The organism is Gemmatimonadota bacterium, assembly GCA_016713785.1.
In the GTDB taxonomy this organism is placed as follows: Bacteria; Gemmatimonadota; Gemmatimonadetes; order Gemmatimonadales; family GWC2-71-9; genus JADJOM01.
Window position 1 is genome coordinate 370,389 of sequence record JADJOM010000001.1, and the last position, 23,641, is coordinate 394,029.

Genomic DNA, 23,641 nt, shown 5'->3' on the forward strand with positions numbered 1-23,641 from the left:
AGCGGCGGTCAGCCGGGCGGGTTCTTCGAGGAGAAGCGCGGGCCTTCGACCTCACGGCGCGCGTTGTCGGCCAGTTCGGCCCGCAGCGCGGGGTGGCGCAGCAGCGCCACGATCTGGTTGGTCATCGCGTCCAGATCCCAGAAGTCCACCTTGAAGGCGTTGGCGATGACTTCGGACACCCCGGCGGCGCGCGGCAGGATGCAGGGCGTGCCATGCCGCAAGCTCTCCAGCCCCACCAGCCCGAACGGCTCGCTCACCGAGGGCATGACGCAGACGTCGGCCAGGCGGTAGAGTCGCTGCACCTGGCGCCCCGCCACCGCGCCGGCAAAGTGCACCCGGTCCGCGATGCCGAGTTCGGCCGTCCGGTGCATGAGCCTGGGGAGCATATCCCCCTGGCCCGCCACGACGAACTTGGCTCCGGGGACATGCGCTGCCACGCGCCCCGCCATCTCGATGAAGTAGTCGGGCCCCTTCTGCCATGTCACCCGGCCCAGGAAGAGCACCACCGGCACCCGCGCGCCGGCGCCGCGGGCGCGGAACGGGGATTCAGCCGGGAGGTCGGGGGCCACCGCGTCGGGATCGATCCCCCAGTGCACCACGTCGATCTTCCCCGCCGGGATGCCGTACCGCTCCACGCAGGTGCGCTTGAGGGCGTGACTGTTGGCCACCACCCGATCGGCCGCCTGCATCCCGGCGTGTTCTCGGCGGCAGATCTCCGGATTGGCGCCGGCCCCGGCCCGGTCGTATTCGGTGGCGTGGATATGGGCGATGAGGGGCTTGCCGGAGACGGCGCGCGCCGCGAGCCCGGCCGCGAAGGTGATCCAGTCGTGGGTGTCGATCACGTCGTGCGCCTCGCGCGCCGCGATCCCCCCCGCCAGCGCGGCGTAGCGCGCCACCTCCTCGAGGTCCGCGCCATAGACCGCGCCCGGCGCCCGGCTCGCGCGCCGCAGGGTGCTGAAGATCTCCTGGTACTCCGCGGCCCCGCCGTAGGGGGTCATCGGCGACGGCACCCGGTGCATCACCAGCTCCTCCACGGCGCCGTCGGCGCTCACCAGACGAAGCTCCGGCAACGGCGACTGCTCCGCGGGAAAGGGCACCACCAGCGTCACCCCCACCCGGTTCCGCAGCAGTCCTTTCACCAGCCCCACCGTCGCGGTGGCGAGTCCCCCGGCCTGGAATGGCGGGAACTCCCAGCCGAACATCAGCACTCGCACGGCTGCTCCGCGGCAACCCGGGACCACTCCGCGCCTCGCATGGCCCGCCGGGTGCTCTCTTCCCACCGCGCGAGGATCCGGAGCACCCCCTCACGCGCCGTCCCGTACCGGGGAGGGATCGCCGTGGTGACGCGGGGGGTCGGAGTGGACGGTGTCATGGGTCCTCCAGCGCGGGGAGCGGGAAACCAGCCGGACGGCGCCTGCCGGATGCGCTGTCAAGCCCGGGACCCCGCTCCCGGTTCCCGACCGCCGCCACGGAACCGATCGCCCCTCCACGGCGTTCTTGGGCGAGATCGAGCCCGTCCCCTCTCTTCGTGGAGCCCGTCCGATGTCTCCCATGCCGCTCGGCCGCACGGCCACCATGGTCAGCTGGGCCTGCCAGCTCACGGCCGCCGTGATCCTCGGCCAGACCCTCTTCTTCAAGTTCACCGGCGCGCCGGAGAGCCGGTACATCTTCAGCACCCTCGGCATCGAGCCCTGGGGTCGCCTGGGCACCGCCGTGGCGGAGCTCGTCGCGGTGGCATTGCTGCTGTACCCGAAGACGCCGGTCCTCGGCGCGGTGCTGGCCGTCGGCCTGATGGGCGGCGCGCTGATGAGCCACCTCACCCGGCTTGGCATCGAGGTCCAGGGCGACCACGGCCTGCTCTTCAAGCTGGCGCTCACCGTGATGGTGGCGGCACTGGTGGTGGTGGCGCTGCGCCGGCGGGAGCTGCCCCTCGTCGGGGAACGCTTCTAGTGCGGCTGGCCGTCTTCGGCGGCACGGGTCGCGTCGGCAGCCGGGTGATCGCCTCCGCCCTCGCCGCCGGTCATGCCGTGCATGCGCTGGCGCGCGACCCGGCCCGCCTGCCGCCACGCCCCGGGCTCTCCTGCGTGACGGGCGACGCCACCGACCCCGTCGCGGTGCGGGCGACCCTCGAGGGCGCCGAGGCGGTCATCAGTGCCCTGGGCGGCGGCCCGGTGGAGCGGCCCGGCACCGTGCTCTCCGTCGGCATGCGGCAGATCGTCGCTGCCATGGCGCACGTCGGGCTCACTCGCGTCGTTGCGGTCGCCGGCAGTGGCATCCTGGATCATCCCGCGGGCGGCCTTCGGGGGGAGGCCCCGGACTTTCCCGCCATTTTTCGCGCGATCAACGCCGAGCATCTCGGCACCTGGCGGGCAGTGCGGCAGAGCGAGCTCGCCTGGACCCTGGCCTGCTGCCCGGACCTGGTGGATGGGGAGGGGGGCGGTCGGTACCGGGTGACGGCCGACCAGCTGCCCGAAGGCGCCACCCGGATCGCGGTGGGCGATGTCGCCGGCTTCCTGCTCACGCAGGTGGAACACCTGACCTTCGTGCGGCGGCGCGTGGGACTCGGGGACTGACCGCTGCACACGTTCCATCCGTTCCAACCGTCCCATGGGTGGCATGCGATCGGGCATTCCGCCGTTGCACATGTTGCAGCGCGCGCGGCTCACCAGTTTCGTACATCAACGTGTGCAACCCGGAGTGGCTAACGAGCGTCCTACCACCATTCGCGTGATCGCCTGGCGCCAGCGGGATCCTCCCCTGGCCGCGGGTGCGCCCCCACGCGTGGGGCCGGCCCCGCCGCCGGGAGGACGCCGCGTGTCGCGATTCCAGCGCCTGCTCGTGACCGGGCTCCTCCTCGGGGCGCTGCCTCCATCCGGCGCCCAGGCCAGCCAGCTCGCCACCGCCAGCCGCGGCGGCACCGGCCTCGCCTGGCTTCCCGCAGGCCAGGTGGTGGAGCGGGTCACCAGCCGGTCCAATCGCCAGCAGCAGTACGCCGCCTTCCTCCCGTCGCGCTACAGCACCGACCAGGCATGGCCGGTCCTCGTGGTCCTCGATCCCCGCGGGCGCGCGCTGCTCCCGCTGGAACGGGTGCGCGAGGTGGCCGACCGGCTCGGGTACATCGTGCTCAGCTCCTGGAACTCGCGGAGTGACGAGCCCGAGGACCACAACGCCGACGCCATCAACGCCATCCTCGACGACGCCGACCGCCTGCTCAGCATCGACCCCCACCGGATCTACCTCGTGGGCCAGTCGGGGACGGCGCGCGGCAGCTGGATCTTCGGGTACAGCCTGCGCGGGAACGTCGCGGGGATCATCGGGTACGGCGCCGGGACCCCCAGGGACTTCCCGCTCGAGCAACCGGGCCCGGGGGGGGCCGCCGGCCCGGACTTCTTCGGCGCGGCGGGCATCGATGACTACAACTTCGACGAGATGTGGGCGCTCGATGCCCGCCTCGACAGCGTCGGCATCCGGCACCACATCGGCTGGTTCGACGGCGTCCACGCGTGGCCCGGCGCGGCCGACCTGGCGGAGGCCGTCGAGTGGATGCACCTCCAGGCCATGCGCCGGGGCCTGCTGGCCGCCGACCGCCCCTGGATCGATGCGCTGTACCGCAGCCGCCTCGGTGACGCCGCGATGATGCGGGCCGCCGGGGCCTCCTATCGCGCCTGGCGCCGGTTCCGCGCCATCGAGACCGACTTTGCCGGGCTGCACGACATCGCCGCCGCCACCGAGCACCGGCGCGAGCTGGAGCGGCAGCCGGGCGTCTTCCAGGCGGAGCGGCATCTGGGGGAGCTGGTGCGTCAGCAGGAGGCGTTCAACCGGACGCTGGGCGAGGTCCTGGGCGACCTGCGCCGCACCAGCCAGCCGCTCGCCACCAGCTGGCGACGCCTGGGCCTCGACGGGCTGGTGGAACGCGCCCGGGACCCCGCCGACACCATGGGTGCCCACGCGGCCCGGCGCGCGCTGGAGCAGGTGTGGGTCTACACCTCGTTCTACGAGCCGCGGGAGCACCTGGTGCGCCAGGACCCACGGCGTGCCCTCGCCCTGCTGGCCATCGCCGAGCGGCTGCGACCCGCCGACCCCGCCGTGGCCCTCTACCGGGCGGAGGCCCTGGCGCGGCTCGGTCGCTCGGCAGAAGCGCGCGAGGCGCTGGTCACCGCCGCGCGCGGCGGGGCGCTGCCCGAAGCGCTCGACCGCGACCCGACCCTCACGGCGCTCCGGGCGGACGCCGGCTCGCGGGCGGTGCTGGCGCGGCTCACGGCCGTCGGAGACCCATCGCTGGGCTCGTAGCCCGGTCCTCGCGGGCCTGCTCCGCCAAGCCGTGGGTGGGGAACGGCCAGAACGCAGATCCGCCCCCGGCGATGACATCGCCGGGGGCGGTCGAATGAGTGGGCCTGGGTAGAGTTGAACTACCGACCTCACGCTTATCAGGCGTGCGCTCTAACCACCTGAGCTACAGGCCCTGCAAGGGCCCCCGCGAGACCGCCAGGGTCCCCGAAGGGGTGGGAGGATAACCCACCCGCGCGCCGGGGCGCAACCCGCGGCTAGCGCCGGCGGGGCCCGTCGTCCTCGTCCTCGAGCTCCTCGAACGAGACGTCGTCGAGGTCTTCGTCGTCGAGATCCTCGTCCTCGAGGTCCTCGTCGTCGAGATCCTCGCCGTCCTCGTCCTCATCCTCGTCTTCGTCGTCGAACGAGAAGGCTTCCTCGTCATCGTCGAAGTCGTCGTCGTCCCGGCGGCGACGCATGTCCAGCGCCTCGACCGACGCTTCCCACGGCAGCATGACTCCTCCGAGAGGGTGCAGGGTTAAGATGCGTCCGCCCGTGCCGCGGCCCGGGCCATTTTCTTCCGGTCCGTCGCCGCCAGCGCCCGCTTGCGGAGCCGGATCGACTTCGGGGTCACCTCGATCAGCTCGTCCTCCTCGATGTACTCGAGGGCATATTCGAGCGTGATCTGCCGCGGCGTCTCCAGCTGGATGTTCTCGTCCGACGCCGTGGTCCGCATGTTGGTGAGCTTCTTTTCCTTGGCGACGTTCACGTCCATGTCACCGGGGCGGGAGTTCTCGCCGCAGACCATCCCCTCGTACACCTCGTCGCCCGGGGAGATGAACATCTGGGCCCGCTCCTGCAGGTTGAAGAGGGCAAAGCCCACCGCCTCCCCGACCCGGTCCGCCACCAGCACGCCGTTCTTCCGCCCCGCCAGCGGGCCCGCCCACGCCCCGTACTCCAGGAACCGGTGGTGCAGGGTCCCGGTGCCGCGGGTATCCGTCAGGAACTCGGAGCGGTAGCCGAACAGGCCCCGCGCCGGGATCCGGAAGTTCATCCGGACCATGCCCTGCCCCGGGTTCTTCATCTCGATCAGCTCGGCCCGGCGGGGGCCCAGCTTCTCGATGACGGTCCCGATGTACCCCTCAGGCACATCGGCCATCAGCTCCTCGTACGGCTCCAGCCGCTCGCCGTCGGGGCCCACCTTGGTGATGACCCGCGGGCGCGAGACCTGGAACTCGAACCCCTCGCGCCGCATGGTCTCCATCAGGATGCCCAGGTGCAGCTCGCCGCGGCCCGAGACGGCCCAGGTGTCGGGGCTGTCGGTGTCCTCGACCTTGAGGGCCACGTTCCGTTCCAGCTCCCGGAACAACCGGTCACGCACCTGGCGGCTGGTGACGAACTTGCCCTCGCGGCCCGCGAAGGGGCTGTTGTTCACGATGAAGTCCACCGACATCGTCGGCTCTTCCACCGCGATCCCCTCCAGCCGCTCCGGGCACTCCACCGCGGTGAGCGTCCGCCCGATCTCGATCCCCTCGATGCCCGCGATCACCGCGATGTCGCCGGCGGCGACCTCCTCGGTCTCCACCTTGTTGAGCCCATCGAAGGTCATCAGCTTGGTGATCCGGCCCTTGCTCACGGCCTCGTCGACCACCATCCCCGGCACGCCGATGGGCAGCAGCGCCACCTCCTGCCCCACCCGCACCCGGCCCCGCTCGATCCGCCCGATCCCCATCCGCCCCACGAAGGTGGAGAAGTCGAGGGTGGAGATCAGCATCTGGAACGGGCCGTCGCCCTCGCCGGTCGGCGCCGGCACCCGCTTGAGGATGGCCTCGAAGAGCGGCTTGAGGTCGGTGCCCGGCTGGTCCAGCTCCAGGGTGGCGGTGCCGGCCCGGCTGGAGGTGTAGAGGAACGGCGCGTCGAGCTGCTCGTGGCTCGCCTCGAGGTCGATGAACAGCCCGAGCACCTCGTCGTGCACCCGGAGCGGCTCGGCGTCCTGCCGGTCGATCTTGTTGATGGCCACGATCGGCTGGTGCCCCAGGGCCAGCGCCTTCCGGGTCACGAACCGCGTCTGCGGCATCGGCCCCTCGGCGGCGTCCACCAGGATCAGCACCCCCGTCCACCATGCGCAGGATCCGCTCCACCTCGCCGCCGAAGTCGGCGTGGCCCGGGGTGTCCACGATGTTGATCTTCGTGTCGCCCCAGCGCACCGCGGTGTTCTTGGCCAGGATCGTGATGCCCCGTTCCCGCTCCAGCGGGTTCGAGTCCATCACGCGCTCCTCGACGTGCTGGTTGGCCCGGAAGGCCCCGCCTGGCGCAGCATCTGGTCCACCAGCGTGGTCTTGCCGTGGTCCACGTGCGCGATGATGGCGATGTTACGGATCTGCTCGTTCTGGGCCATCCCGACCTGTCCGACATACTGTACCGCGTTGCGCGCCGACCGCCGGCGCACGTCCGGTGCCCCATTCGGGCCGCCCGGTTTCCGCGCGGCATATATAGACGAGAGTAGGCAAGGGGGGCAAGGGCGGGACCGGGGCCTGTTTTCGGGGCTTCCCCCGGGGCGCCGATGGGGTGGTGCTAGTGGTGGTGCCCGGCGTGGCCGGCGTGGTCGTGGAGCTCCGTCGCGGCCGTCTCCAGGCACCCCTCGCAGGTCTCGAGCTGGAGGGTCACATGCCCGATCCCGAGCCCCCCCAGCGCGGTCCGAAGTCCTTCCAGCACTTCAGGATGCCGCTCCAGGTCGGGCACCATGGCGTGGCCGCTCATGGCCACCATCCCGCTGGTGACCGTCCACACGTGCAGGTCGTGCACCGCCGCCACACCCCGCACGGCGAGCATCCGACGTTCCACCTCGGGCAGGGCGATGTGCCGCGGCACCGCCTCGAGCAGCACGTCGGTGCTCTCCCGCACCAGCCGCCAGGCGCCCACCAGGATGAGCAGCGACAGGACGATCGACACCACCGGATCGGCGGCGGTCCACCCGGTCAGGAGCACGATCCCCGCGGCCGCCACCGCGCCCACCGAGCCGAGCAGGTCACCCAGGACATGCAGGTAGGCGCCGCGGGTGTTGAGGTGGCCGTCGTGATGCCCGTGCAGCAGCCCGAGCGACACCCCGTTCACCACCAGGCCGGCCAGCGCCACCACCAGGAAGAGGCCCCCCTGGATGGGCTCCGGCTGCCGCAGCCGGCCGATGGCCTCGACCACCACCAGGGCGGCGATGCCGAAGAGCAGCGCGCCGTTGACCAGCGCGGCGAGGATCTCCCAGCGGAGGTAGCCGTAGGTCTTGGTGGCGCTGGCCGGCCGCCGGGCGATCCACGCCGTGAGCAGCGTGAGCCCCAGGGCCCCGACGTCGGTGAGCATGTGGCCGGCGTCGGCCAGCAGCGCCAGCGACCCCGAGATCCACCCTCCGACCGCCTCCACCACCATGAACAGCGCGGTGAGCGCAAAGACGCCGACCAGCCGGCCGATCGGCGGGCCGGCCGACCGGCGGTCCACGTGGGCGCAGGGCGGGGAAACCATGAGGGGAGTATACCGCGGACGTCGGACCGGCGGGGAGCGGGCCTACTCCACCCGGATCCGCACCGCCTCGGCGTGGCCGTAGAGGCCCTCGGCCTCGGCCAGCGCGATGATCCGCGACGCGTCGTTGTAGAGCCGGTCCTTGGTGTGTAGTGGATCAGGCTCTGCCGCCGCACGAAGTCGTACACGCCGAGCGGCGAGGCGTGCCGCGCGGTCCCGCTGGTGGGCAGCACGTGGCTCGGGCCCGCCAGGTAGTCACCCACCGGCTCGGGGGTGTCGTCGCCCAGGAAGATGGCGCCGGCGTGGCGGATGCCCGCGGCCACGCCCTCCGGGTCGCGGGTGACGATCTCCAGGTGCTCCGGCGCCCGCAGGTTGGCCACCGTCACGGCGTCAGCGAGGGTGGGCACCCAGATCACCAGCCCGTTGCGGGTGAGCGAGGCACGCGCCACCGCGGCCCGCGGGTTCTTCGCCAGGTGCCGCTCCAGCGCCAGCGGGAGCTGGTCGGCGAGGTGCAGGTCGGTGGTCACGCACCAGGCGCTGGCGTCTTCGTCGTGCTCCGCCTGCGCGATGAGGTCCGCGGCCACCCGCTCCGCCCGCGCCGTGGAGTCGGCGATGATGACCACCTCGGTGGGTCCCGCGATCATGTCGATCCCCACCGGCCCCGCCACCTGCCGCTTGGCCTCTGCCACCCACTTGTTCCCCGGGCCCACGATCTTGTCGACCCGGGGGATCGTGGCGGTTCCATAGGCCAGCGCGCCGATGCCCTGCGCCCCGCCCACCCGGAACAGCCGGTTGACGCCGGCCAGCGCGCAGGCGGCCAGGACCGCGTCGGTGATCCCCTGCGGCGGGGTGACCGCGATGATCTCCTCCACCCCTGCCACCACCGCCGGGACCGCGTTCATGATCACGCTGGAGGGGTACGCCGCCTTCCCGCCGGGGACGTACAATCCCACCCGGTCCAGCGGGACCACCCGCATGCCGAGGATGGTGCCGTCCTCCTCGAGGAGGGTGAAGCCCGGGTCACGCTGCCGCCGGTGGTAGTCCCGCACCCGCTGCACCGCCGTCTCCAGCGCCTCGCGCAACTCGTGGTCGATCCGGTCGAGGGCCGCCTCCCATTCGGCGCGGGGCAGCTCCCACGCCTCGGGGGCCAGGTCCACGCCATCGAGGCTCCGGGTCCAGTGGCGGACCGCGGCGTCCCCGCGGGTGGCCACGTCGGCCAGGATGCTCGCCACCCCGTCCCGCGTGGCGGTGTCGAGGACGGACGGCTTGGGCAGGAACGGCTCGAGCAGGTCGAACGGCGGGACGGCAATCTGGCGGATCATGCGTTGCCCTCGCGGGCCGGGAAGGAGGACGCTAGTGTTACGGCCTATGGAGCCGTCCGAAAGTAGTCTGGTCGCCGGGAAACTGGTGGCCGTCCTGGCCCTGGTGGCGCTCAACGCCTTCTTCGTGGCGGCGGAGTTTGCCCTGGTCGGGGCCCGCCGCACCCGGCTGGAGGAGATGATCCAGCGGGGCCACAAGCAGGCCGCCCTCGCCCTGCGCGCCGTAAAATCGCTCGACCGCTACATCTCCGCCACCCAGCTGGGCATCACCCTCGCCTCACTGGGCCTGGGCTGGGTGGGCGAGCCCGCCCTGTCCGGCATCATTCAGTCGGGCCTGGTCTGGCTCCCCGGCAATCTCGAGATGGTCGCCAGCCATGCGCTGGCCATCGCCCTCGCGTTCACCATCATCACCACCCTGCACATCATCCTGGGGAGCTGGTGCCCAAGGCGCTGGCGCTGCTCTACCCGGAGCGCATCAGCGCCTGGGTGGCCGGGCCGCTCATCGGCTTTGCCTGGGTGATGGCGCTGCCCATCGCCATGCTCAACGGCACCGCCAACTGGCTGCTCCGCCTGATGCACATCCGGCCCCCCGGCGAGCACGAGCGGCTCCACTCCCCGGAGGAGATCCGGATGCTGGTGGAGCAGAGCGAGGAGGGCGGCAGCCTGGGCAAGGAGGACGCCCGCCTGCTGGAGGGCGTCTTCGAGTTCTCGGAGAAGACCGCGCAGGAGGTCATGACGCCGCGCACCCAGATGGTGGCGCTGGAGCGCGAGCTCACGGTGGAGGGGGCCGCCGACGTCGTGGCCGAGGCGCGGCGCTCCCGCTACCCCGTGTACGGCGAGTCCCTGGACGACATCGTCGGCGTGGTGCACGCCAAGGACATCCTCACGGCGGTGCGGCAGCAGCCCGGCTCGCTGATCGGCGCGGTGATGCGGCCACCGCTCTTCGTGCCCGGCACCCGCGAGGTGGAGGACGTCCTGGCCGACATGAAGCGGCTCAAGGTGCACCTGGCGATGGTGCTCGACGAGTACGGTGGCACCGCCGGCCTGGTCACCATGGAGGACCTGCTCGAGGAGATCGTCGGCGACATCTTCGACGAGTACGACCGCCTCGACCGGCCCAAGGCCGCGCCCGAGGGCGCGCCGCTCCTCGACGGCAGCCTGGCCATCTCCGACTTCAACGCCGAGCACGAGCTGCAGCTCGACGACACCGACTACACCACGGTCGGGGGCTACCTGTTCGGGCAGATCGGCCGCCTCCCCAAGCCCGGCGACCGGGTGACGGTGGGGCAGGACGCCTTCGAGATCGCCGAGATGGAGGGCCGCCGCGTGAAGTCCGTGCGGTTCCACCTTGGCGGCGGGGTGGCCCCGGGCACGCCCACGGGCGAGGTCCCGTCGGTCACGCCGCCCCGCCCGCTCCGCTAGCCGCCCCGTGGCGGGCGTGCCCGCCCGCGCTTACACTCCCGCCCATGCCCCGCTCCATCGCGCCGATTCCCCCCGGCGCCCTCGACCTCACCGGCCCCGCCGCGCTCGCCCGCCGGCGGCTGCAGCGCACCGCCCTCGACCTGCTGGAGCAGCGCGGGCACCAGGAGCTGCTGCCGCCGACCTTCGAGTATGAGGAAGTGTTCCTCCGCGCCGGCGGGCCGGGCGTGGCCGACCGGCTGCTCCGCTTCACCGACCGCGACGGCCGCATCCTGGCGCTGCGCTACGACTTTACCGCGAGCCTGGCCCGGGTGGCCGCCACCACGCTGCGTGGCGCGCCCATGCCGCTTCGCCTCTCCTACAGCGGCAAGGTGTTCCGGCAGGAGCCCGACCGCGGTGGCCGCCCCCGCGAGACGCTGCAGGCCGGGGCCGAGCTGCTCGGCCAGGCCGACCTCGGGGCCGACGTGGAGATCGTCCGCCTGACGCTGGAGCTGGCCCGCCAGCTCGGCCTGCGGGACTTCCAGCTCAACCTGGGGCACGTCGGGGTGCTGGCGCCCGGCCTCTCGGCGCTCGAGCCCGCCGACCGGGCGGAGGTCCGCCGCTGGATCGACCGCAAGGACCGCGGCAGCCTGACGCGCGGCCTCGCCGGCCGGCCCGCGGAGGCGGCCCGCCTGGCAGGACTGGCCTTCGTGATCGGGCGACGGCCGGCGCTCGACGCCGCCCTCGCCGCCGCCACGCCGGCGGCGCGCCCGGGGCTCGAGCACCTCTGCCGCCTCGACGACGCGCTCGTGCCCGCCGAGCGGGCCCACGTGGTCTATGACCTGGGCGAGGTCCGCGGGCTCGAGTACTACACCGGCATCCAGTTCGAGCTCTACACCGCCGGCGCCGGCCGCGCCGCCGGGGCCGGCGGGCGCTACGACGACCTCATGGGCCGCTTCGGCGCGCCGATGCCGGCGGTAGGGGTTTCCCTCGACCTCGACACCATCGCCGAGGCGGGGGCGGCATGAGCGCCCCGATCCGGATCGCGCTCGCCAAGGGGCGCCTGTACGATGACGCCGTGGCGCGCTTCGCCCGCGCGGGGATCGTCATCGACCCCGCGCCCGGACGGCGGCTGCTCATCCCGTCGAGCGATCCCACGGTGGAGTTCCTGATCGTCAAGCCGGCCGACGTGGCGGTCTACGTGGAGAGCGGCGCCGCCGACCTGGGCGTGACCGGCACCGACGTGCTGCGGGAATCCGACGCCGACGTGCTGGAGCCGCTGGAGCTGGGCTTCGGCGCCTGCCGCCTGGTGGTGGCCAATCCCGCGGACCAGCCCTTCCCTGCCCTACCCGGCGGCAAGACCGCCCGGGTGGCCACCAAGTACCCCAACCTGGCCTGGCGCCACTTTGCCCAGGCGGGGCGGCCGGTGGAGATCATCACGGTGCACGGGTCGGTGGAGGTGGCGCCGCTGCTGGGCCTGGCCCACTGGATCGTGGACCTGGTGGATACGGGGAACACCCTCAAGGCCAACGGGCTCGCGGAGCGGGAGACGATCCTGCAGGTCGGGGCGGTGCTGGTGGCCAACCGGGCCAGCCAGAAGCTCAAGCTGGAGCAGCACCTGCAGATCATGGCGCGGCTGGGCTAGCCTCCGGCGCCGCCGGGAAGGTCCAGCGCATCAGCACCGCCCCAGGCCGCTCCTCGCGCAGGGCGCGCACGCCCCCTCGCCTGGTCAGGGCCGCGTCGAGCTGGTCCGGCACCATCGGCTGGAACGACGACAGCAGCACCCATGCCTCGGGCCCGCCGGCTTCATGCAGCCGGCGGGCTTCGTTGTCGGCCCAGCCGCTGTCGGGCGCCGGGGAGGGAATCCCCAGTGAGTCGGGCCCCGTCCCGGTGGGCACACCCACGAGCTCACGCCAGTCGCCCACCGCGAACCGCAGCGTGTCCCCTTCCGCCGCGACCGGCCGCCCGCGGCTCGCCGCATTCCGGAACGCCGCGCCCGTGGAGCTCACCAGGGCGATGCGCTCACGCACCCGAACCAGGTCGGGGGCACGCCAGTCGGTGGAATAGAAAAGCCAGGCGGGCATCCCCCGCCCGAAGACGTAGATGGCCGCACCCGGCGCGTGCTCCCGCCGGAACCGCTCGACCAGCGGCCGCGTGGCCTCCCGCTCGTACGGCTCCGCGAGCTGGCGGGCGGCATCGAGCCCCGGGAGAAAGGCGAGCCCCACCCCCGCCGCCGCGAGCCACGCCACCGGCCACCGCCGGGTGAGCCAGGCGCACACCGCCTCGGTGCCCGCGGCCAGCAGCACCGCCAGGCCTGGCACCACGAAGAGCAGCAGGCGCGGCGCCACCGGGTAGGCCCGTACCACGGAGGCTGCCAGCGCGCCGAACACCGGGACCAGCATCAGCGCCACTGCCCAGACGCCCCGGCCCCGCGCCAGCGTCCACGCGCCGAGGCCCAGCGGGAGCACCAGCGCGCCCGCCACCACGGCGCGCCAGCCGCCCCCGGGCGCCAGGAACCACGACTCCATCCCCTCCACCACGGCGGCGACCGCCTTGCCGGCGAGGCCGGGCAGCGTGGGGCTCAGGAAATAGGGCGTCCAGAAGCGCTGCATGTACGCGCTGCCCGACGCGGCGCGGTACACCAGCAGGTACTCGGCGGCGAAGGCGCCACCCCAGAGCAGGGCCATCGCGGCCAGCCACGCCACCGCCGCGGGCGCCCGCCGCACCTCGGGCGCAAGCACCAGCGCGGCCCCGACCCCCGCGAGCATGAACGGCGCCGTGGCGCTCGACACGGCCACCACCGCGCCGACGGCGAGCAGCGCCGCCCAGCGGTCGCGCAGGTCGGGTCGCTCGGCCAGCCGGGCGGTGAGCAGCGCCAGCAGCGCGAAGGCGCACGCATCCACCCCGTAGGGCTTCACCTCGTTGGCGAAGTAGATCAGCATCGGCGAGAGCGCCACCAGCAGCACCGCGAGCGTGGCGGCCCCCGGCGCGAGCAGCCGGCGCGCCACACACAGCACCGCCACGAGGAGCCCCACCCCCGCGAGGAACGGCACCAGCCGGAGGACCCGCTCGTCGGTGCCGCCGAGCACGGCACAGAGCCGGACGGCCCAGAGGAAGGGAACCGGCGCAGTCTGGTCGCTGTCCAGCGGCTGCAGGAGGTCCCCGAAGGAGCGTCCCAGGATGTTGCTGAGGAGCATTGCCTCGTCGAGCCAGACCGGGCGCGCATGCAGGTACTGGCGCAGGCGGAGCAGCACGCCCACGGCCACCAGGGCCCATTGCAGCGAGCGCAGCATGCGCGGCGTCCCGCCGCCACTCATGCGGTGGCCCGGCGCCGGATGGTGGCCAGGTGCGCCGCGAGTTCGAGCGCCTGGCGCATGCTGCCCGGGTCGGCGGTGCCGGTGCCGGCGATGTCGAAGGCGGTGCCGTGGTCGGGCGAGGTGCGCGGGAAGGGCAGGCCCAGGGTGATGTTCACCCCGCGCCCGAACGCCGCGACCTTGATGGCGGTCATGCCCACGTCGTGGTAGGGCGCCAGCACGGCGTCGAACTCGCCGCGCATGGCGCGGACAAAGACGGTGTCCGCCGGCAGCGGGCCCGTGGCGCCGAGGGCCGCCACCGCGGGCGCCAGCACGCGCGTCTCCTCGTCGCCGAACAGCCCGCCCTCGCCCGCGTGCGGGTTGAGGGCACAGACGGCCAGCCGGGGCGCCGCGATCCCCCACCAGTCGGTCAGCGCGCGCGCGGTGACCCGCCCGGCGCGGACCACGCGGTCGGTGGTCACCAGCTGGGGCACGGCCTTGAGCGGCACGTGGGTGGTCACCAGCACCACCCGCAACCGGTCGGCGGCGAGCATCATGGCCACGTCCACGTCGCCCGCGAGGTGCGCCAGCCACTCGGTGTGCCCCGGCCACTGGAAGCCGGCCAGGTTGAGGGCGTGCTTGTGGGCCGGTGCCGTGACGATCCCATCGACCTCGCCCGCGAGCGCCAGCCGCGCGGCCTGCTCCACGCCGAGCCCGGCGATCCTCCCGGCGCGTGCGGCGCGCGAGGGGCCGGCCCGGGGCACCCCCTCCCCCTCGCCCTCGCCGAGACCCTCCTTCCAGCTGCCGACCACGATGCGCCGCGCCGCCGGCACCGCGGCCACCTGCTCCTCGGCGCCGATCGCGACGATCTCGGCGTCGAGGGCGGTGGCCAGCGCACGCGCGGTGATCTCCGGGCCGATGCCGCGGGGATCGCCCAGGGTCACGGCCAGGCGGGGAGGGGAGGGCATGGGCTGAAGGTAGCGCGAGGCGGAGGGGGAGGAAACGGAGCGGGGGCGCGCCGCCGGCGCGCCCCCGCCCCACCGGCGGCCTAGATGCGGATGTCCACGTAGGCCGAGCGGCGCAGCCGGTCGATGTACCGCCGGGTGGCCAGGTTGTCGCTGAGCTGCTTGCGGATCTGGTCCTTCACGTCCTCGTACCGGATCGCGCCTTCGCTGCGGCGTCCGGTCACCTGCAGCACCACGAACTTGCGGCGCACCCCGTTGGCCTTGCGGATGGCGAAGACCGGCACCACCGAGCCGCTGTCCGCCGTGCCGATGCCGTCCTTGTACTCCTCCGGCAGCTGCGTCACGGGCACGTCTTCCGCTTCCTTCTCCTCCGCCGCGTCGTGGTACAGCCGCGCCAGCGAGTCGAACGGCGCGGCGGCGCGCAGGGCCAGCGCCACCCGGTTCGCGAGCGCCTCGGCGCTGTCGGCATCGGCCGGCTCGATGTCCGGCATCAGGAGGATGTGGCGCGCCTGGACCTCGGCCGGCTGGATCCGCTGCACCTGGATGATATGGAAGCCGAACGGCGTCTCGACCGGATCCGCGATGACTCCGGGGCGCAGCCGGAACGCCACCGCCTCGAACTCCGCCACCATCTGGCCCCGCCGGAACCAGCCGAGGTCGCCCCCCTGTTCCTTGCTCGCGGGGTCCTGCGAGAACCGCTTCGCGGCGGTGGCGAAGTCACCGCCCTTGCGCAGCTCGACCACAATGGAATCCGCCAGCTGGCGCGCCCGGGCACGGGCGGCGTCGGCGGGCTTCGGGGAGACCACGATGTTCCGGAACGACAGCGTGGCCGGGCGCTGCGGCAGCTGGTCGTGGAACTGGTCGAAGTACGCCCGCATCTCGGCTTCCGTCGGCTGCACCGGCTTGAGCTTCTCGTCCGAGCGGAGCTTCTCCATGAGGCGCTGGCGGTACGCCTGCTTCCGCTGGTGGTCGCCCAGGTAGCGGCGGAACTCCTCCGGCGTCTGGAAGCCCGACTTGGCGAGCTCGGCGCGGAAGTCGACCTCGCTCTGGAACCGCTGCCGGACGTTCCGGTACTGCTGCTCCACGCCGTCGGCGATCTCCTGGTCGGTCACCTTGATGGCGGTATCGCGCTGGGCCACCTGCAGCAGCAGCTCCGCGTCGACCAGGTCGGAGATGACCTGGCGGCAGAGCGCCTGGAACTCCGGCAGGGTGGTGGGCAGCGGGCCCTGCTGCGCGCGCTGGGTGAAGATCTCCTCCTCTACTTGCGAGGAGAGGATCGGGGCGTCGCCCACCACGGCGATCACCCGGTCTACGACGGTGCTCGCCGTGTCGCAGCGGAATGCGGGACCCTGATCCTGCGCGGCGAGCGCGGCCGGCAGGAGCAGCAGGACAAGGCAGCCGAGCAGGCGACGCATGGTCACGGCCCTCCTGGGGCGGGAAGGCGCGGGGCGGCGGCCGCGGCGGAATCCGCCTTGGCCTTGAGGACGGCGGCCTGCGCCACCGCCGCATCGACCCCGCGCCGGTCCACGGTGTACTGCCCGGTCTTCCGCAGGACGAACGACACCGGGCCCGGGATGGGGCGCGGGCGGCCGCGCCCCTGGACCACGCGGTCCCAGAAGGTCTCGACCTTGAGCGCCGCGACCCGGGCCCGCTGCTCCTGGGCCACGGCGGGATCGGTGAGGTCGCCGCTCGAGAGGTCGAGCGACATGCGCAGCGTGTCGAGCAGGCCACGATACCGCTGCATCATGGAGGCCCACTCGTCAGGCAGCACCCGGATCCCGGCGGAGTCGGCCTGGGCCACGAGGATCTGGTTCTGCGCCAGCAGCTTCACGAACTGGGTCAGGCTGCTGTCGGGCCGCTGGCCGAGGTCCGCGGCCCACTCCGGGCCGAGGCCGGTCACCCAGCGGATCAGCGACGCCACGGTGAAGGCGCCCCCGTCGTACGAGGCCAGCACCTTGGGGGAGCGGATCGCCTCACCCTTGTCGCCGAGCGCCTGGCGCACCAGGTCGGGCGCGTTGCTGACCACCTTGAGCTTCCGCTGGATGCCGAGGCTGTCGAGGTAGACCGAGTCGAGCTGCCGGCCCAGCTGCTCGCGCATGTACTGCACCAGGCGGCCGCGCACCTCGGCGGCCAGGGGCCGCCGGATCACGTGGTAGCCGAACGGGGTCTCGACCAGGCCGGTCATCGCGCCGGGCGCGAGGGTCCACCCGGCGCTGTCGAAGGCGGTGACCCAGCGGCCCCGCGGCGCCGGGGTGAGGTAGCCGCTGTCGAGCTTGCTGGCGGGGTCGTCGCTGACCTGGGTGGCGACCTGCCCGAAGTCGGCGCCGCCGCGCACCCGCGCGAGCATCGCCTCGGCGCGGCGCCGGCCGGCGGCCCGCGCCGGCGGCTCCGCGGTCGACTCGACCCGCACCAGGATGTGCTGGAACAGCCGGACCTGGTCCGCGCCGTAGATGCTGTCCACCACCTGGTCGGTGAACGGGATCTTCCGCGCCAGCAGGGTGTCGTGCCAGCGGCTGCCGCGCAGCTCCACCAGCTCGGGCCACATGACCTCGCTGGCCGTGGCCGAATCGAGGAAGGTCTCGCCCGCCGCGAGCGACTGGGCCAGGAGGGTGTGGTCCACCCAGAGGTTGGCGATGAAGTCCGCCGCCTCGGGCGCCATGGGCACGCCCTTGATGCCGGCCATGAGCCGGGCCAGCCGGTCCACGCTCAGCTGCTGCCCCGCGGCGGTCGCCACCACGGTGGGCGTGCCGCCCGACATCCGCTTGATCGCATCGCAGCCCGACAGCGCCACCACCGCGCCGAGCACTCCCACGGCCAACCGTCGCATGCCTGCTCCCAATCTGAGATCGAATGCCTGCCGCCTACCCACCCAGCTGCTTCTCCGCCACCAGGCCCAGCGCCCGCACCAGCGCCGGGACCATCGCCTCGCCCCCGAGCCGCGTCAGGCGGAGGGAGAGCGGCACCGTGCGCCGGACTTCGACGGCGAGCTGCACGTGGTCGAGGGCGGCCGACAGCCCCGCAAAGCGCGGGGCTGCCCCCTCGCGGAAGGTGAGCCGGGCCTCATCGCCCCGGACCAGCAGGTGCTGCAGCCCGAGCTGCGCCCCGACGGTGCGGAGCTGCGCCATGTGCAGCAGCGTGTCCGCCGCCTCCGGCAGCGGCCCGAACCGTTCCCGCAGCTCGTCGCGCAACTGTTGAATGTCGCCAGAGGTCAGGGCCCGCGCCAGTCGGCGGTAGAAATCGAGCTTGACGTCGTCGGCCGCCACGAAATCGTCCGGCAGGTGGGCCGGCCGGTCGAGCACCACCTCGGGCGGCGCCGGCCGCTCGACCTTTCCGGCCTGCCCGCGCAGCGCCCGCACCGTCTCTTCCAGCCACCGCAGGTACAGGTCGAACCCGACGGCCTGGGCGTGCCCCGACTGCTCCTGCCCGAGCAGGTTGCCCGCGCCGCGCAGTTCCATGTCCTTGAGCGCGATCCGGTACCCCGCGCCCAGGTCGGTGTGGTGCTCCAGCACCCTGAGCCGCTCCTCGGCGTCGCGGTCGATGAGGTCCGGAACCACCAGGTAGCAGTAGGCCCGCCGGTGGCTGCGTCCCACCCGCCCCCGCAGCTGGTACAGCTGGGCCAGCCCGAACCGCTGGGCGTCGTGGACCACCATCGTGTTGGCGTTGGCCACGTCGAGCCCCGATTCCACGATCATCGTGGAGACGAGGATGTCCACCTCCCCGAGCACGAAGCGCCGCATCACGTCCTCGAGCGTCTCGGCCGTCATCTGCCCGTGGCCCACCGCCACCCGCGCCCGGGGCGCCAGCGCCCGCACCCGGGCCGCGAGCGTCTCGATGGTCTCGATGCGGTTGTGCACGAAGAACACCTGGCCGCCGCGGTCCAGCTCCCGCGCAAAGGCCTCCTCGAGCAGGCCGTCGTCCCACGGCTCCACGAAGGTGAGGATCGGGGAGCGGTCCCGTGGCGGGGTCTCGATCAGCACCAGGTCGCGCAGCCCCGCCAGCGAAAGGTGAAGCGTGCGCGGGATCGGTGTCGCGGTGAGCGTCAGCACGTCGACGGTGAGCCGGAGCGCCTTGAGCCGCTCCTTGTGCCGCACCCCGAACCGGTGCTCCTCGTCCACCACCAGCAGCCCCAGGTCCTTGAACTGCACGTCGGGCGAGAGCAGCCGGTGCGTGCCGATGATCACGTCGAGGTCGCCGGCGGCCAGCCGCTCCAGGGCCGCCTTCTGCTCCTTCACCGTGCGGAACCGCGACAGCACCTCGACCTTCACCGGGAAGTCGGCCAGCCGCTCGCTGAAGGTGCGGTAGTGCTGGTCCGCCAGGATGGTGGTCGGCACCAGCACCGCCACCTGCTTGCCGCCCTGCACCGCCTTGAAGGCGGCGCGCACCGCCACCTCGGTCTTGCCGTACCCCACGTCGCCCACCAGCAGGAGGTCCATCGGGAGCGGCTGCTCCATGGCCCGCTTCACCGCCTCGGTGGCCTTCCGCTGGTCGGGGGTGTCCTCGTAGAGGAACGCCGACTCGAGCTCGCGCTGCCACCGGGTGTCGGGCGGGAAGGCGTAGCCCGCGCTCACCTGCCGGCGGGCGTAGAGGTCGAGCAGCTCGGCGGCCATCTCCTTGATGGCCTGCCGGGTCTTGTCGCGCACCCGCTGCCACGAGGTGCCGCCCAGCTTGTGCAGCCGGGGCGGCGGCTGGTCGCCGTCATCGCCCGCGGCGCGGTAGCGCTCCAGCTGGTCGAGGCGATAGAGCGGGACGTTGAGCCGGTCGCCGCCCTCGTACTCGACGATCGCCACCTCCATCGTCGACTCGCCCACCTGGATCGTCGCGATGCCGCGGTACACCCCGATGCCGTGGTCGAGGTGCACCACGAAGTCGCCGGCGGCCAGCTGGCCCGTCATGGCGGTGGGGGCCGCCTGGCGGTAGCGGCGCGAGCGCCGCAGGCGACGCGCCCGGCGGAAGATCTCGTGGTCGGTGAGCACCCGGAGGCTCCGCATCACGAAGCCGCCGTCGAGCGCCCCGATGGCCAGGGTGGCCGTGCCGCCCCGTCGCCCGTCCTCGTGCAGCAGCTCGTCCAGCCGTTCCAGCTGGCCCTCGTTGTCGCACAGGATCAGCGTGGGCACCTCGCCCGCCAGCAGCGAGCGCAGCCGCCGGACATCCCGGTCCACCGGCTCCGGGGGGAAGAACCCGGCGTTGAGCGCCCCAGGCTCCCCCTCGCCCCGCACCACCAGGCGCCCGAACGCCGCCAGCCGCGCGCCCCACGCCTCGGGCGGCTCGAACAGCGCCTCGCGGGCGGGCACCTCCTCGCCCAGGCGCCGCGCCACCTCGAGGTGGTGTGCCGCCTCACGCCACGAACGGCCCACCTCCTCCGCGTTGGCCCCGGACCCGTCCTCGAGCAGCAGCGTCTCCGAGGGCAGCAGTTCGAGCAGGGTGCGGCGTGCCCCGGTGGCCACCGGCTCCGCGCCGTCCCCGCGTCGCCGCGCCGCCGACCCGCCGAGCGGCAGGACGGTGACCTCGTCGATCGCCTCGGCGCTGCGCTGCGTGGTGAGGTCGAAGCCGCGGAGCGAATCGAGCGTGTCGCCCCACCACTCGAGCCGGGCCGGCCCCGCCATGCCGAAGCCGTAGACGTCGATGATCCCGCCACGCACGCTGAACTGGGCCACCTCGGTGACCGTGGCAACCCGCTCGTAGCCCATCGCTTCGAGCTGGGCGGCCACCGCACCGAGGGGCGGCGTCCCCGCCCCGCCCAGGCGAAGCGTGGTGGCCTGCAGCCCCGCCACCACCCCGGTGCGCTCCTGGGTGGCCCGCGCCGTGGTGACCAGGATCCGGAGCCGCCCCTCGAGCAGCGCGGCGAGCGTCTCGGCCCGCTCCCCGGCGATCTCGTAGTGCGGCTCCTCTTCCCCCAGCGATTCCCGCTGCGGGTAGAGCGCCACCGGGGCATCGGTGAGGTGCTGCAGGTCGGTCACCCAGCGCTCGGCGTCGGCTGGCGTGGTGGCGATCACGGTGAACAGGCGGGAGGGGTAGGCCCGCGCCAGCCACGCCAGCATCACCGCCGAGCTCGAGCCCGGCAGCCCGGCCAGGGGCAGCAGGGTGCCGCGGCCGGGGAGCCGGTCGCGCAGATCGTAGCCGAAGGCGGTGCGTTCGAAGGCGTCCAGCAGCAGCTGCAGGGTCATGCGGCGCGACGTGTCCCGCTCGCGAGCACCACTTCCGCGAGCGCCAGGAGGAAGGCCAGCCAGAGCAGCGGTCCGGCCAGGCTGGCCCGGCCGAGCGCGGCGAAGGCGGCGTCCGGCGCCGCCGCGAGCTCGAGCAGCCGCGCCGTGGGCCACAGCCGGCGGACCTGCCCCGCCGGGGCCGCGGCGAGCGCGGACTCCCGCGGATCGAGGTTGGCGGCCAGCCCGCCCACGGTGTCGCGGCCGGCCAGCAGGAAGTACAGCCCCGTGGCCGGAGGCCGGAACGCGGCGCCCCCCTCGACCACCCAGCGACGCTCACCCTGGGTTACCTGGGTCACGAGGTCCGGCAGCAATACCGGCTCACCCGGAGCACCCTCCAGCACCGCCAACTGGCCGCGCGCCACCCGGTTGAGCAGGGCATCCACCAGCGGCAGGAACGCGGCACGGAGCGGCAGCGGGGTCCAGGCCGGCTCCAGCCGGCTCCCAAGGAGCACCACGTCGCCGGTCCGCACGATCCACGGCGCGCCACCGACGGTCGCCACCACCCCGCTCGCCGCGGCGGCGCGGAGCGGCTCGAGCCGGTAGCGGCGCAGCACCGCTTCCCGCCCGAGCAGCGCCCCGCTGTCGGTGACCCCCGCAGCCTCCACCAGCGCGGCGTAGCGCCAGCCGACCCCGCGCCGCTCCAGCGCGCGGTTGAGCGCCCCCACGGCGGCCGGATCGGCCGGCGGCAGCACCACCGAGGCCCCCGGGCCGAGGGCGCCGAACGTGAGCTCGGTCCCGGGCCGGATGCGGCCACTCGCCGCGAGGACGCCGGCCACCGCGTCGATGTAGCGGTCGCGCGGGTCCCACGCCACCCGGGCCACCGGCGCCACCCGGACCAGGGCCTCGCGCCGGTCGTCGAGGCGGAACTCGTCCGCCCCCTGCACGGCCGTCACCGGCCACCACCCCGGCAGCGCCGGCCCGAGCGCAAAGCTGCTGGTGGTCCCGGCGGGCACCAGCGCCTGGCGCGCGGGCCGGTCGCCCAGCTGCACCGCCACCGCTGCCGGAGTGGCCGCGTCGCCACCGACGGTAGCCTGCGCGGCCCCACCCTCCGGCGTCCAGGGTTGCGCGCCGGGGTCGAGCCCCACCACGCCGGTGTTCTCGGGCGCCGGCCCCGCCGGGTGGGCCACCACGATCGGCACCCGCGCCGTCGTGGCGCTCAGGGCCGTGGCCTGCAGGTCGGTGAGGGCCACAATCCCGCCGGGGCGGCCGTCGGTGGCGAGCACCTCGCCGGCCAGCGTCAGGGCCTGGCCCAGGTCCATGCGGATGCGGGAGGGTTCGAGGCTGTCCACTCGCGCCCGGAGCGCCGCGGGCGAGCCGCGCCGCGCGATGCCATCGCTGGTCAGCAGCCAGACCGCGTCGGCGGGAGTGGCGCGCTCGAGCACCCGCCGCGCCGCCGCCCGCAGGTCGGTGAGGCGCGGCGTGCCCGCCACCACCGCGGCGCTCGACGGCGAATCATCGAGCACGACCACCAGCGCGCTCGGGGCGTGGGTGGCGCCGCGCGCCAGGGACGCCGCCGGCCCCGCGGCCGCCAGGACCACCGCGAGCACGAGCAGGGTGCGCACCAGGAGCAGCAGCCAGTGGCGCAGCTTGAGGCGGCGCTGGTGCTCCTCGGTCACCTGGACCAGGTAGCGGACGGCGGGGAACTCGACGGTGGGCGGGTCGCGGCGCTGCATGAGGTGCAGCAGCAGCGGCAGCCCCGCGAGCGGGAGGCCGAGCAGCGCCCAGGGCTGGAGAAAGCCGATCACGCGAGCCCGGCGGGACGGCCCACCACCCGGCGCAGCGCCAGGCCGAACGGCGTGTCAGTGGTGATGTGATGATAGTGAATGCCGCTGGTCCGGCAGGCCCGGTGCCACGCGGCCACCACGCCGGTCACGGTCTCGCGGTAGGCGACCGCCCAGTCGCGCGGCCGGAGGGTGACCCCCTGGCCCGTCTCCGGGTCCTCGAACCGTGCCTCCGCCGGTCCGGCCAGCTCCAGCTCGGCCGGGTCCATCACGTGCAGCACCAGCACCTCATGCCCGCGGTGCCGCAGGAACTTGAGGGCCCGCAGTGACAGCTCGCGGTCCAGCAGCAGGTCGGAGACGAAGATCACGAGGCCCCGCCGGCGCAGCAGGCCCACCACCCGGCGCAGCGCAGGCTCGGCTGCGGTCCCCAGCCCGGGGGTGAGCCCGCTGAGTGCCCCGAGCAGCTGCTGGCCGTGGGACAGCCGCGCCCGCGCCGGGACCACCGCCCGCACCGACTCATCGAAGGCGATCAGCCCGGTCGCGTCCCGCTGGCGCAGCAGCAGCAGCGCGATCGCGGCGGTGAGCCGGCGCACGTACTCCAGCTTGGAGAGCGTGCGCCCGGCGTCCCCCGTCCAGGCCATGGACCGGCTGACGTCCACCACCAGCATGGCGCGGAGGTTGGTCTCCTCCTCATACTGCTTGACGTAGAGCCGGTCCTTTCGCCCCATGAGCTTCCAGTCCACGTAGCGCAACTCGTCGCCGGGCTGGTACATCCGGTGCTCGGCGAACTCCACCGAGAAACCCCGCCGCGGGGAGCGGTGCAGGCCGGTCAGGAATCCCTCGACGATGCCCTCCGTGAGCAGTTCCAGCCCGGCCAGCCGGGCGGCGTCACGGGGGTCGAGGAGGTCGAGCGGGCGGGGGGCAGCCGCGGGGGTGCTCATGGGCGCGTCAACGTACCGGGGCATC

At 73.5% G+C, this 23,641-nt stretch carries 17 protein-coding genes, 1 tRNA gene and 1 pseudogene; 7 read left to right on the forward strand and 12 right to left on the reverse strand.

Features of this window, described 5'->3' with window-relative positions; all coding sequences use genetic code 11:
* Positions 1-8: 8 nt before the first annotated feature.
* Positions 9-1,214 carry a glycosyltransferase family 4 protein gene (locus tag IPJ95_01600; protein ID MBK7922310.1) on the reverse strand — a complete coding sequence of 402 codons (1,206 nt, stop codon included), beginning with the start codon at positions 1,212-1,214 and terminating at the stop codon, positions 9-11.
* Positions 1,215-1,551: 337 nt separating this feature from the next.
* On the opposite strand from IPJ95_01600, the gene IPJ95_01605 reads away from it, so the two are divergent.
* The 3 genes from IPJ95_01605 to IPJ95_01615 all read left to right on the forward strand — a co-directional run bounded on the left by IPJ95_01605 (position 1,552) and on the right by IPJ95_01615 (position 4,290).
* Positions 1,552-1,950: a DoxX family protein gene (locus IPJ95_01605; protein ID MBK7922311.1), complete on the forward strand. Its 399-nt coding sequence runs from the start codon at positions 1,552-1,554 to the stop codon at positions 1,948-1,950.
* A complete protein-coding gene (locus IPJ95_01610; protein ID MBK7922312.1) occupies positions 1,950-2,573 on the forward strand; it encodes an NAD(P)H-binding protein in 624 nt (207 codons plus the stop codon). Before IPJ95_01605 ends, IPJ95_01610 begins: the two co-directional genes overlap by 1 nt.
* A 241-nt stretch (positions 2,574-2,814) precedes the next feature.
* A complete protein-coding gene (locus IPJ95_01615; protein ID MBK7922313.1) occupies positions 2,815-4,290 on the forward strand; it encodes a hypothetical protein in 1,476 nt (491 codons plus the stop codon).
* A 99-nt stretch (positions 4,291-4,389) separates the two neighbouring features.
* On the opposite strand, the gene IPJ95_01620 is transcribed toward IPJ95_01615, so the two are convergent.
* From IPJ95_01620 to IPJ95_01635, 4 genes and pseudogenes are all read right to left on the reverse strand, one after another.
* A tRNA-Ile gene (locus IPJ95_01620) sits at positions 4,390-4,463 on the reverse strand.
* A gap of 81 nt (positions 4,464-4,544) precedes the next feature.
* The gene (locus tag IPJ95_01625) at positions 4,545-4,781 is read right to left on the reverse strand and encodes a hypothetical protein (protein MBK7922314.1); all 237 of its coding nucleotides are present in this window, start codon (positions 4,779-4,781) and stop codon (positions 4,545-4,547) included.
* A gap of 23 nt (positions 4,782-4,804) precedes the next feature.
* Positions 4,805-6,664: pseudogene (gene typA, locus IPJ95_01630) on the reverse strand (translational GTPase TypA).
* 176 nt (positions 6,665-6,840) lie between these two features.
* On the reverse strand, positions 6,841-7,779 hold the full coding sequence (locus tag IPJ95_01635; protein ID MBK7922315.1) for a cation transporter: 939 nt from the start codon (positions 7,777-7,779) through the stop codon (positions 6,841-6,843).
* Positions 7,780-9,183: 1,404 nt separating this feature from the next.
* On the opposite strand from IPJ95_01635, the gene IPJ95_01640 reads away from it, so the two are divergent.
* From IPJ95_01640 to IPJ95_01655, 4 genes are read left to right on the forward strand one after another with little or no spacing between them, the layout of a single operon-like run.
* Positions 9,184-9,615 carry a DUF21 domain-containing protein gene (locus tag IPJ95_01640; protein ID MBK7922316.1) on the forward strand — a complete coding sequence of 144 codons (432 nt, stop codon included), beginning with the start codon at positions 9,184-9,186 and terminating at the stop codon, positions 9,613-9,615.
* Positions 9,534-10,517: an HlyC/CorC family transporter gene (locus tag IPJ95_01645; protein ID MBK7922317.1), complete on the forward strand. Its 984-nt coding sequence runs from the start codon at positions 9,534-9,536 to the stop codon at positions 10,515-10,517. Before IPJ95_01640 ends, IPJ95_01645 begins: the two co-directional genes overlap by 82 nt.
* Positions 10,518-10,561: 44 nt before the next feature.
* On the forward strand, positions 10,562-11,521 hold the full coding sequence (locus tag IPJ95_01650) for an ATP phosphoribosyltransferase regulatory subunit (GenBank protein ID MBK7922318.1): 960 nt from the start codon (positions 10,562-10,564) through the stop codon (positions 11,519-11,521).
* A complete protein-coding gene (locus tag IPJ95_01655; protein ID MBK7922319.1) occupies positions 11,518-12,138 on the forward strand; it encodes an ATP phosphoribosyltransferase in 621 nt (206 codons plus the stop codon). The genes IPJ95_01650 and IPJ95_01655 overlap by 4 nt, the downstream gene beginning before the upstream one ends.
* Here the strand turns inward: IPJ95_01655 and IPJ95_01660 are convergent.
* From IPJ95_01660 to IPJ95_01690, 7 genes are all read right to left on the reverse strand, one after another.
* On the reverse strand, positions 12,119-13,786 hold the full coding sequence (locus IPJ95_01660; GenBank protein ID MBK7922320.1) for a glycosyltransferase family 39 protein: 1,668 nt from the start codon (positions 13,784-13,786) through the stop codon (positions 12,119-12,121). The genes IPJ95_01655 and IPJ95_01660 overlap by 20 nt on opposite strands.
* Before the next feature lie 20 nt (positions 13,787-13,806).
* Positions 13,807-14,754, reverse strand: a complete 948-nt coding sequence (pdxA, locus tag IPJ95_01665; GenBank protein MBK7922321.1) for a 4-hydroxythreonine-4-phosphate dehydrogenase PdxA — start codon at positions 14,752-14,754, stop codon at positions 13,807-13,809.
* A gap of 80 nt (positions 14,755-14,834) precedes the next feature.
* Entirely contained in the window at positions 14,835-16,172 is a 1,338-nt protein-coding gene (locus IPJ95_01670; GenBank protein ID MBK7922322.1) for a peptidylprolyl isomerase, read from the reverse strand.
* A complete protein-coding gene (locus IPJ95_01675) occupies positions 16,169-17,578 on the reverse strand; it encodes a peptidylprolyl isomerase (protein ID MBK7922323.1) in 1,410 nt (469 codons plus the stop codon). The genes IPJ95_01670 and IPJ95_01675 overlap by 4 nt, the downstream gene beginning before the upstream one ends.
* A 34-nt stretch (positions 17,579-17,612) precedes the next feature.
* Positions 17,613-20,915, reverse strand: coding sequence for a transcription-repair coupling factor (gene mfd / locus IPJ95_01680; GenBank protein ID MBK7922324.1), 3,303 nt, complete (start codon positions 20,913-20,915; stop codon positions 17,613-17,615).
* Entirely contained in the window at positions 20,912-22,699 is a 1,788-nt protein-coding gene (locus IPJ95_01685; protein MBK7922325.1) for a VWA domain-containing protein, read from the reverse strand. Before IPJ95_01685 ends, mfd begins: the two co-directional genes overlap by 4 nt.
* Complete coding sequence (locus IPJ95_01690; GenBank protein ID MBK7922326.1) at positions 22,696-23,616, reverse strand: DUF58 domain-containing protein; 921 nt, start codon at positions 23,614-23,616, stop codon at positions 22,696-22,698. Before IPJ95_01690 ends, IPJ95_01685 begins: the two co-directional genes overlap by 4 nt.
* Between the last annotated feature and the right edge of the window lie 25 nt (positions 23,617-23,641).

Bases quoted from the DNA above. Each gene is read 5' to 3' on its own strand.
- IPJ95_01650 (MBK7922318.1), top strand. From the start codon at position 10,562: ATGCCCCGCTCCATCGCGCCGATTCCCCCCGGCGCCCTCGACCTCACC.
- mfd (MBK7922324.1), bottom strand. From the start codon at position 20,915: ATGACCCTGCAGCTGCTGCTGGACGCCTTCGAACGCACCGCCTTCGGC.
- IPJ95_01660 (MBK7922320.1), bottom strand. From the start codon at position 13,786: ATGCTGCGCTCGCTGCAATGGGCCCTGGTGGCCGTGGGCGTGCTGCTC.
- IPJ95_01625 (MBK7922314.1), bottom strand. From the start codon at position 4,781: ATGCTGCCGTGGGAAGCGTCGGTCGAGGCGCTGGACATGCGTCGCCGC.
- pdxA (MBK7922321.1), bottom strand. From the start codon at position 14,754: ATGCCCTCCCCTCCCCGCCTGGCCGTGACCCTGGGCGATCCCCGCGGC.
- IPJ95_01655 (MBK7922319.1), top strand. From the start codon at position 11,518: ATGAGCGCCCCGATCCGGATCGCGCTCGCCAAGGGGCGCCTGTACGAT.
- IPJ95_01690 (MBK7922326.1), bottom strand. From the start codon at position 23,616: ATGAGCACCCCCGCGGCTGCCCCCCGCCCGCTCGACCTCCTCGACCCC.
- IPJ95_01605 (MBK7922311.1), top strand. From the start codon at position 1,552: ATGCCGCTCGGCCGCACGGCCACCATGGTCAGCTGGGCCTGCCAGCTC.
- IPJ95_01675 (MBK7922323.1), bottom strand. From the start codon at position 17,578: ATGCGACGGTTGGCCGTGGGAGTGCTCGGCGCGGTGGTGGCGCTGTCG.
- IPJ95_01635 (MBK7922315.1), bottom strand. From the start codon at position 7,779: ATGGTTTCCCCGCCCTGCGCCCACGTGGACCGCCGGTCGGCCGGCCCG.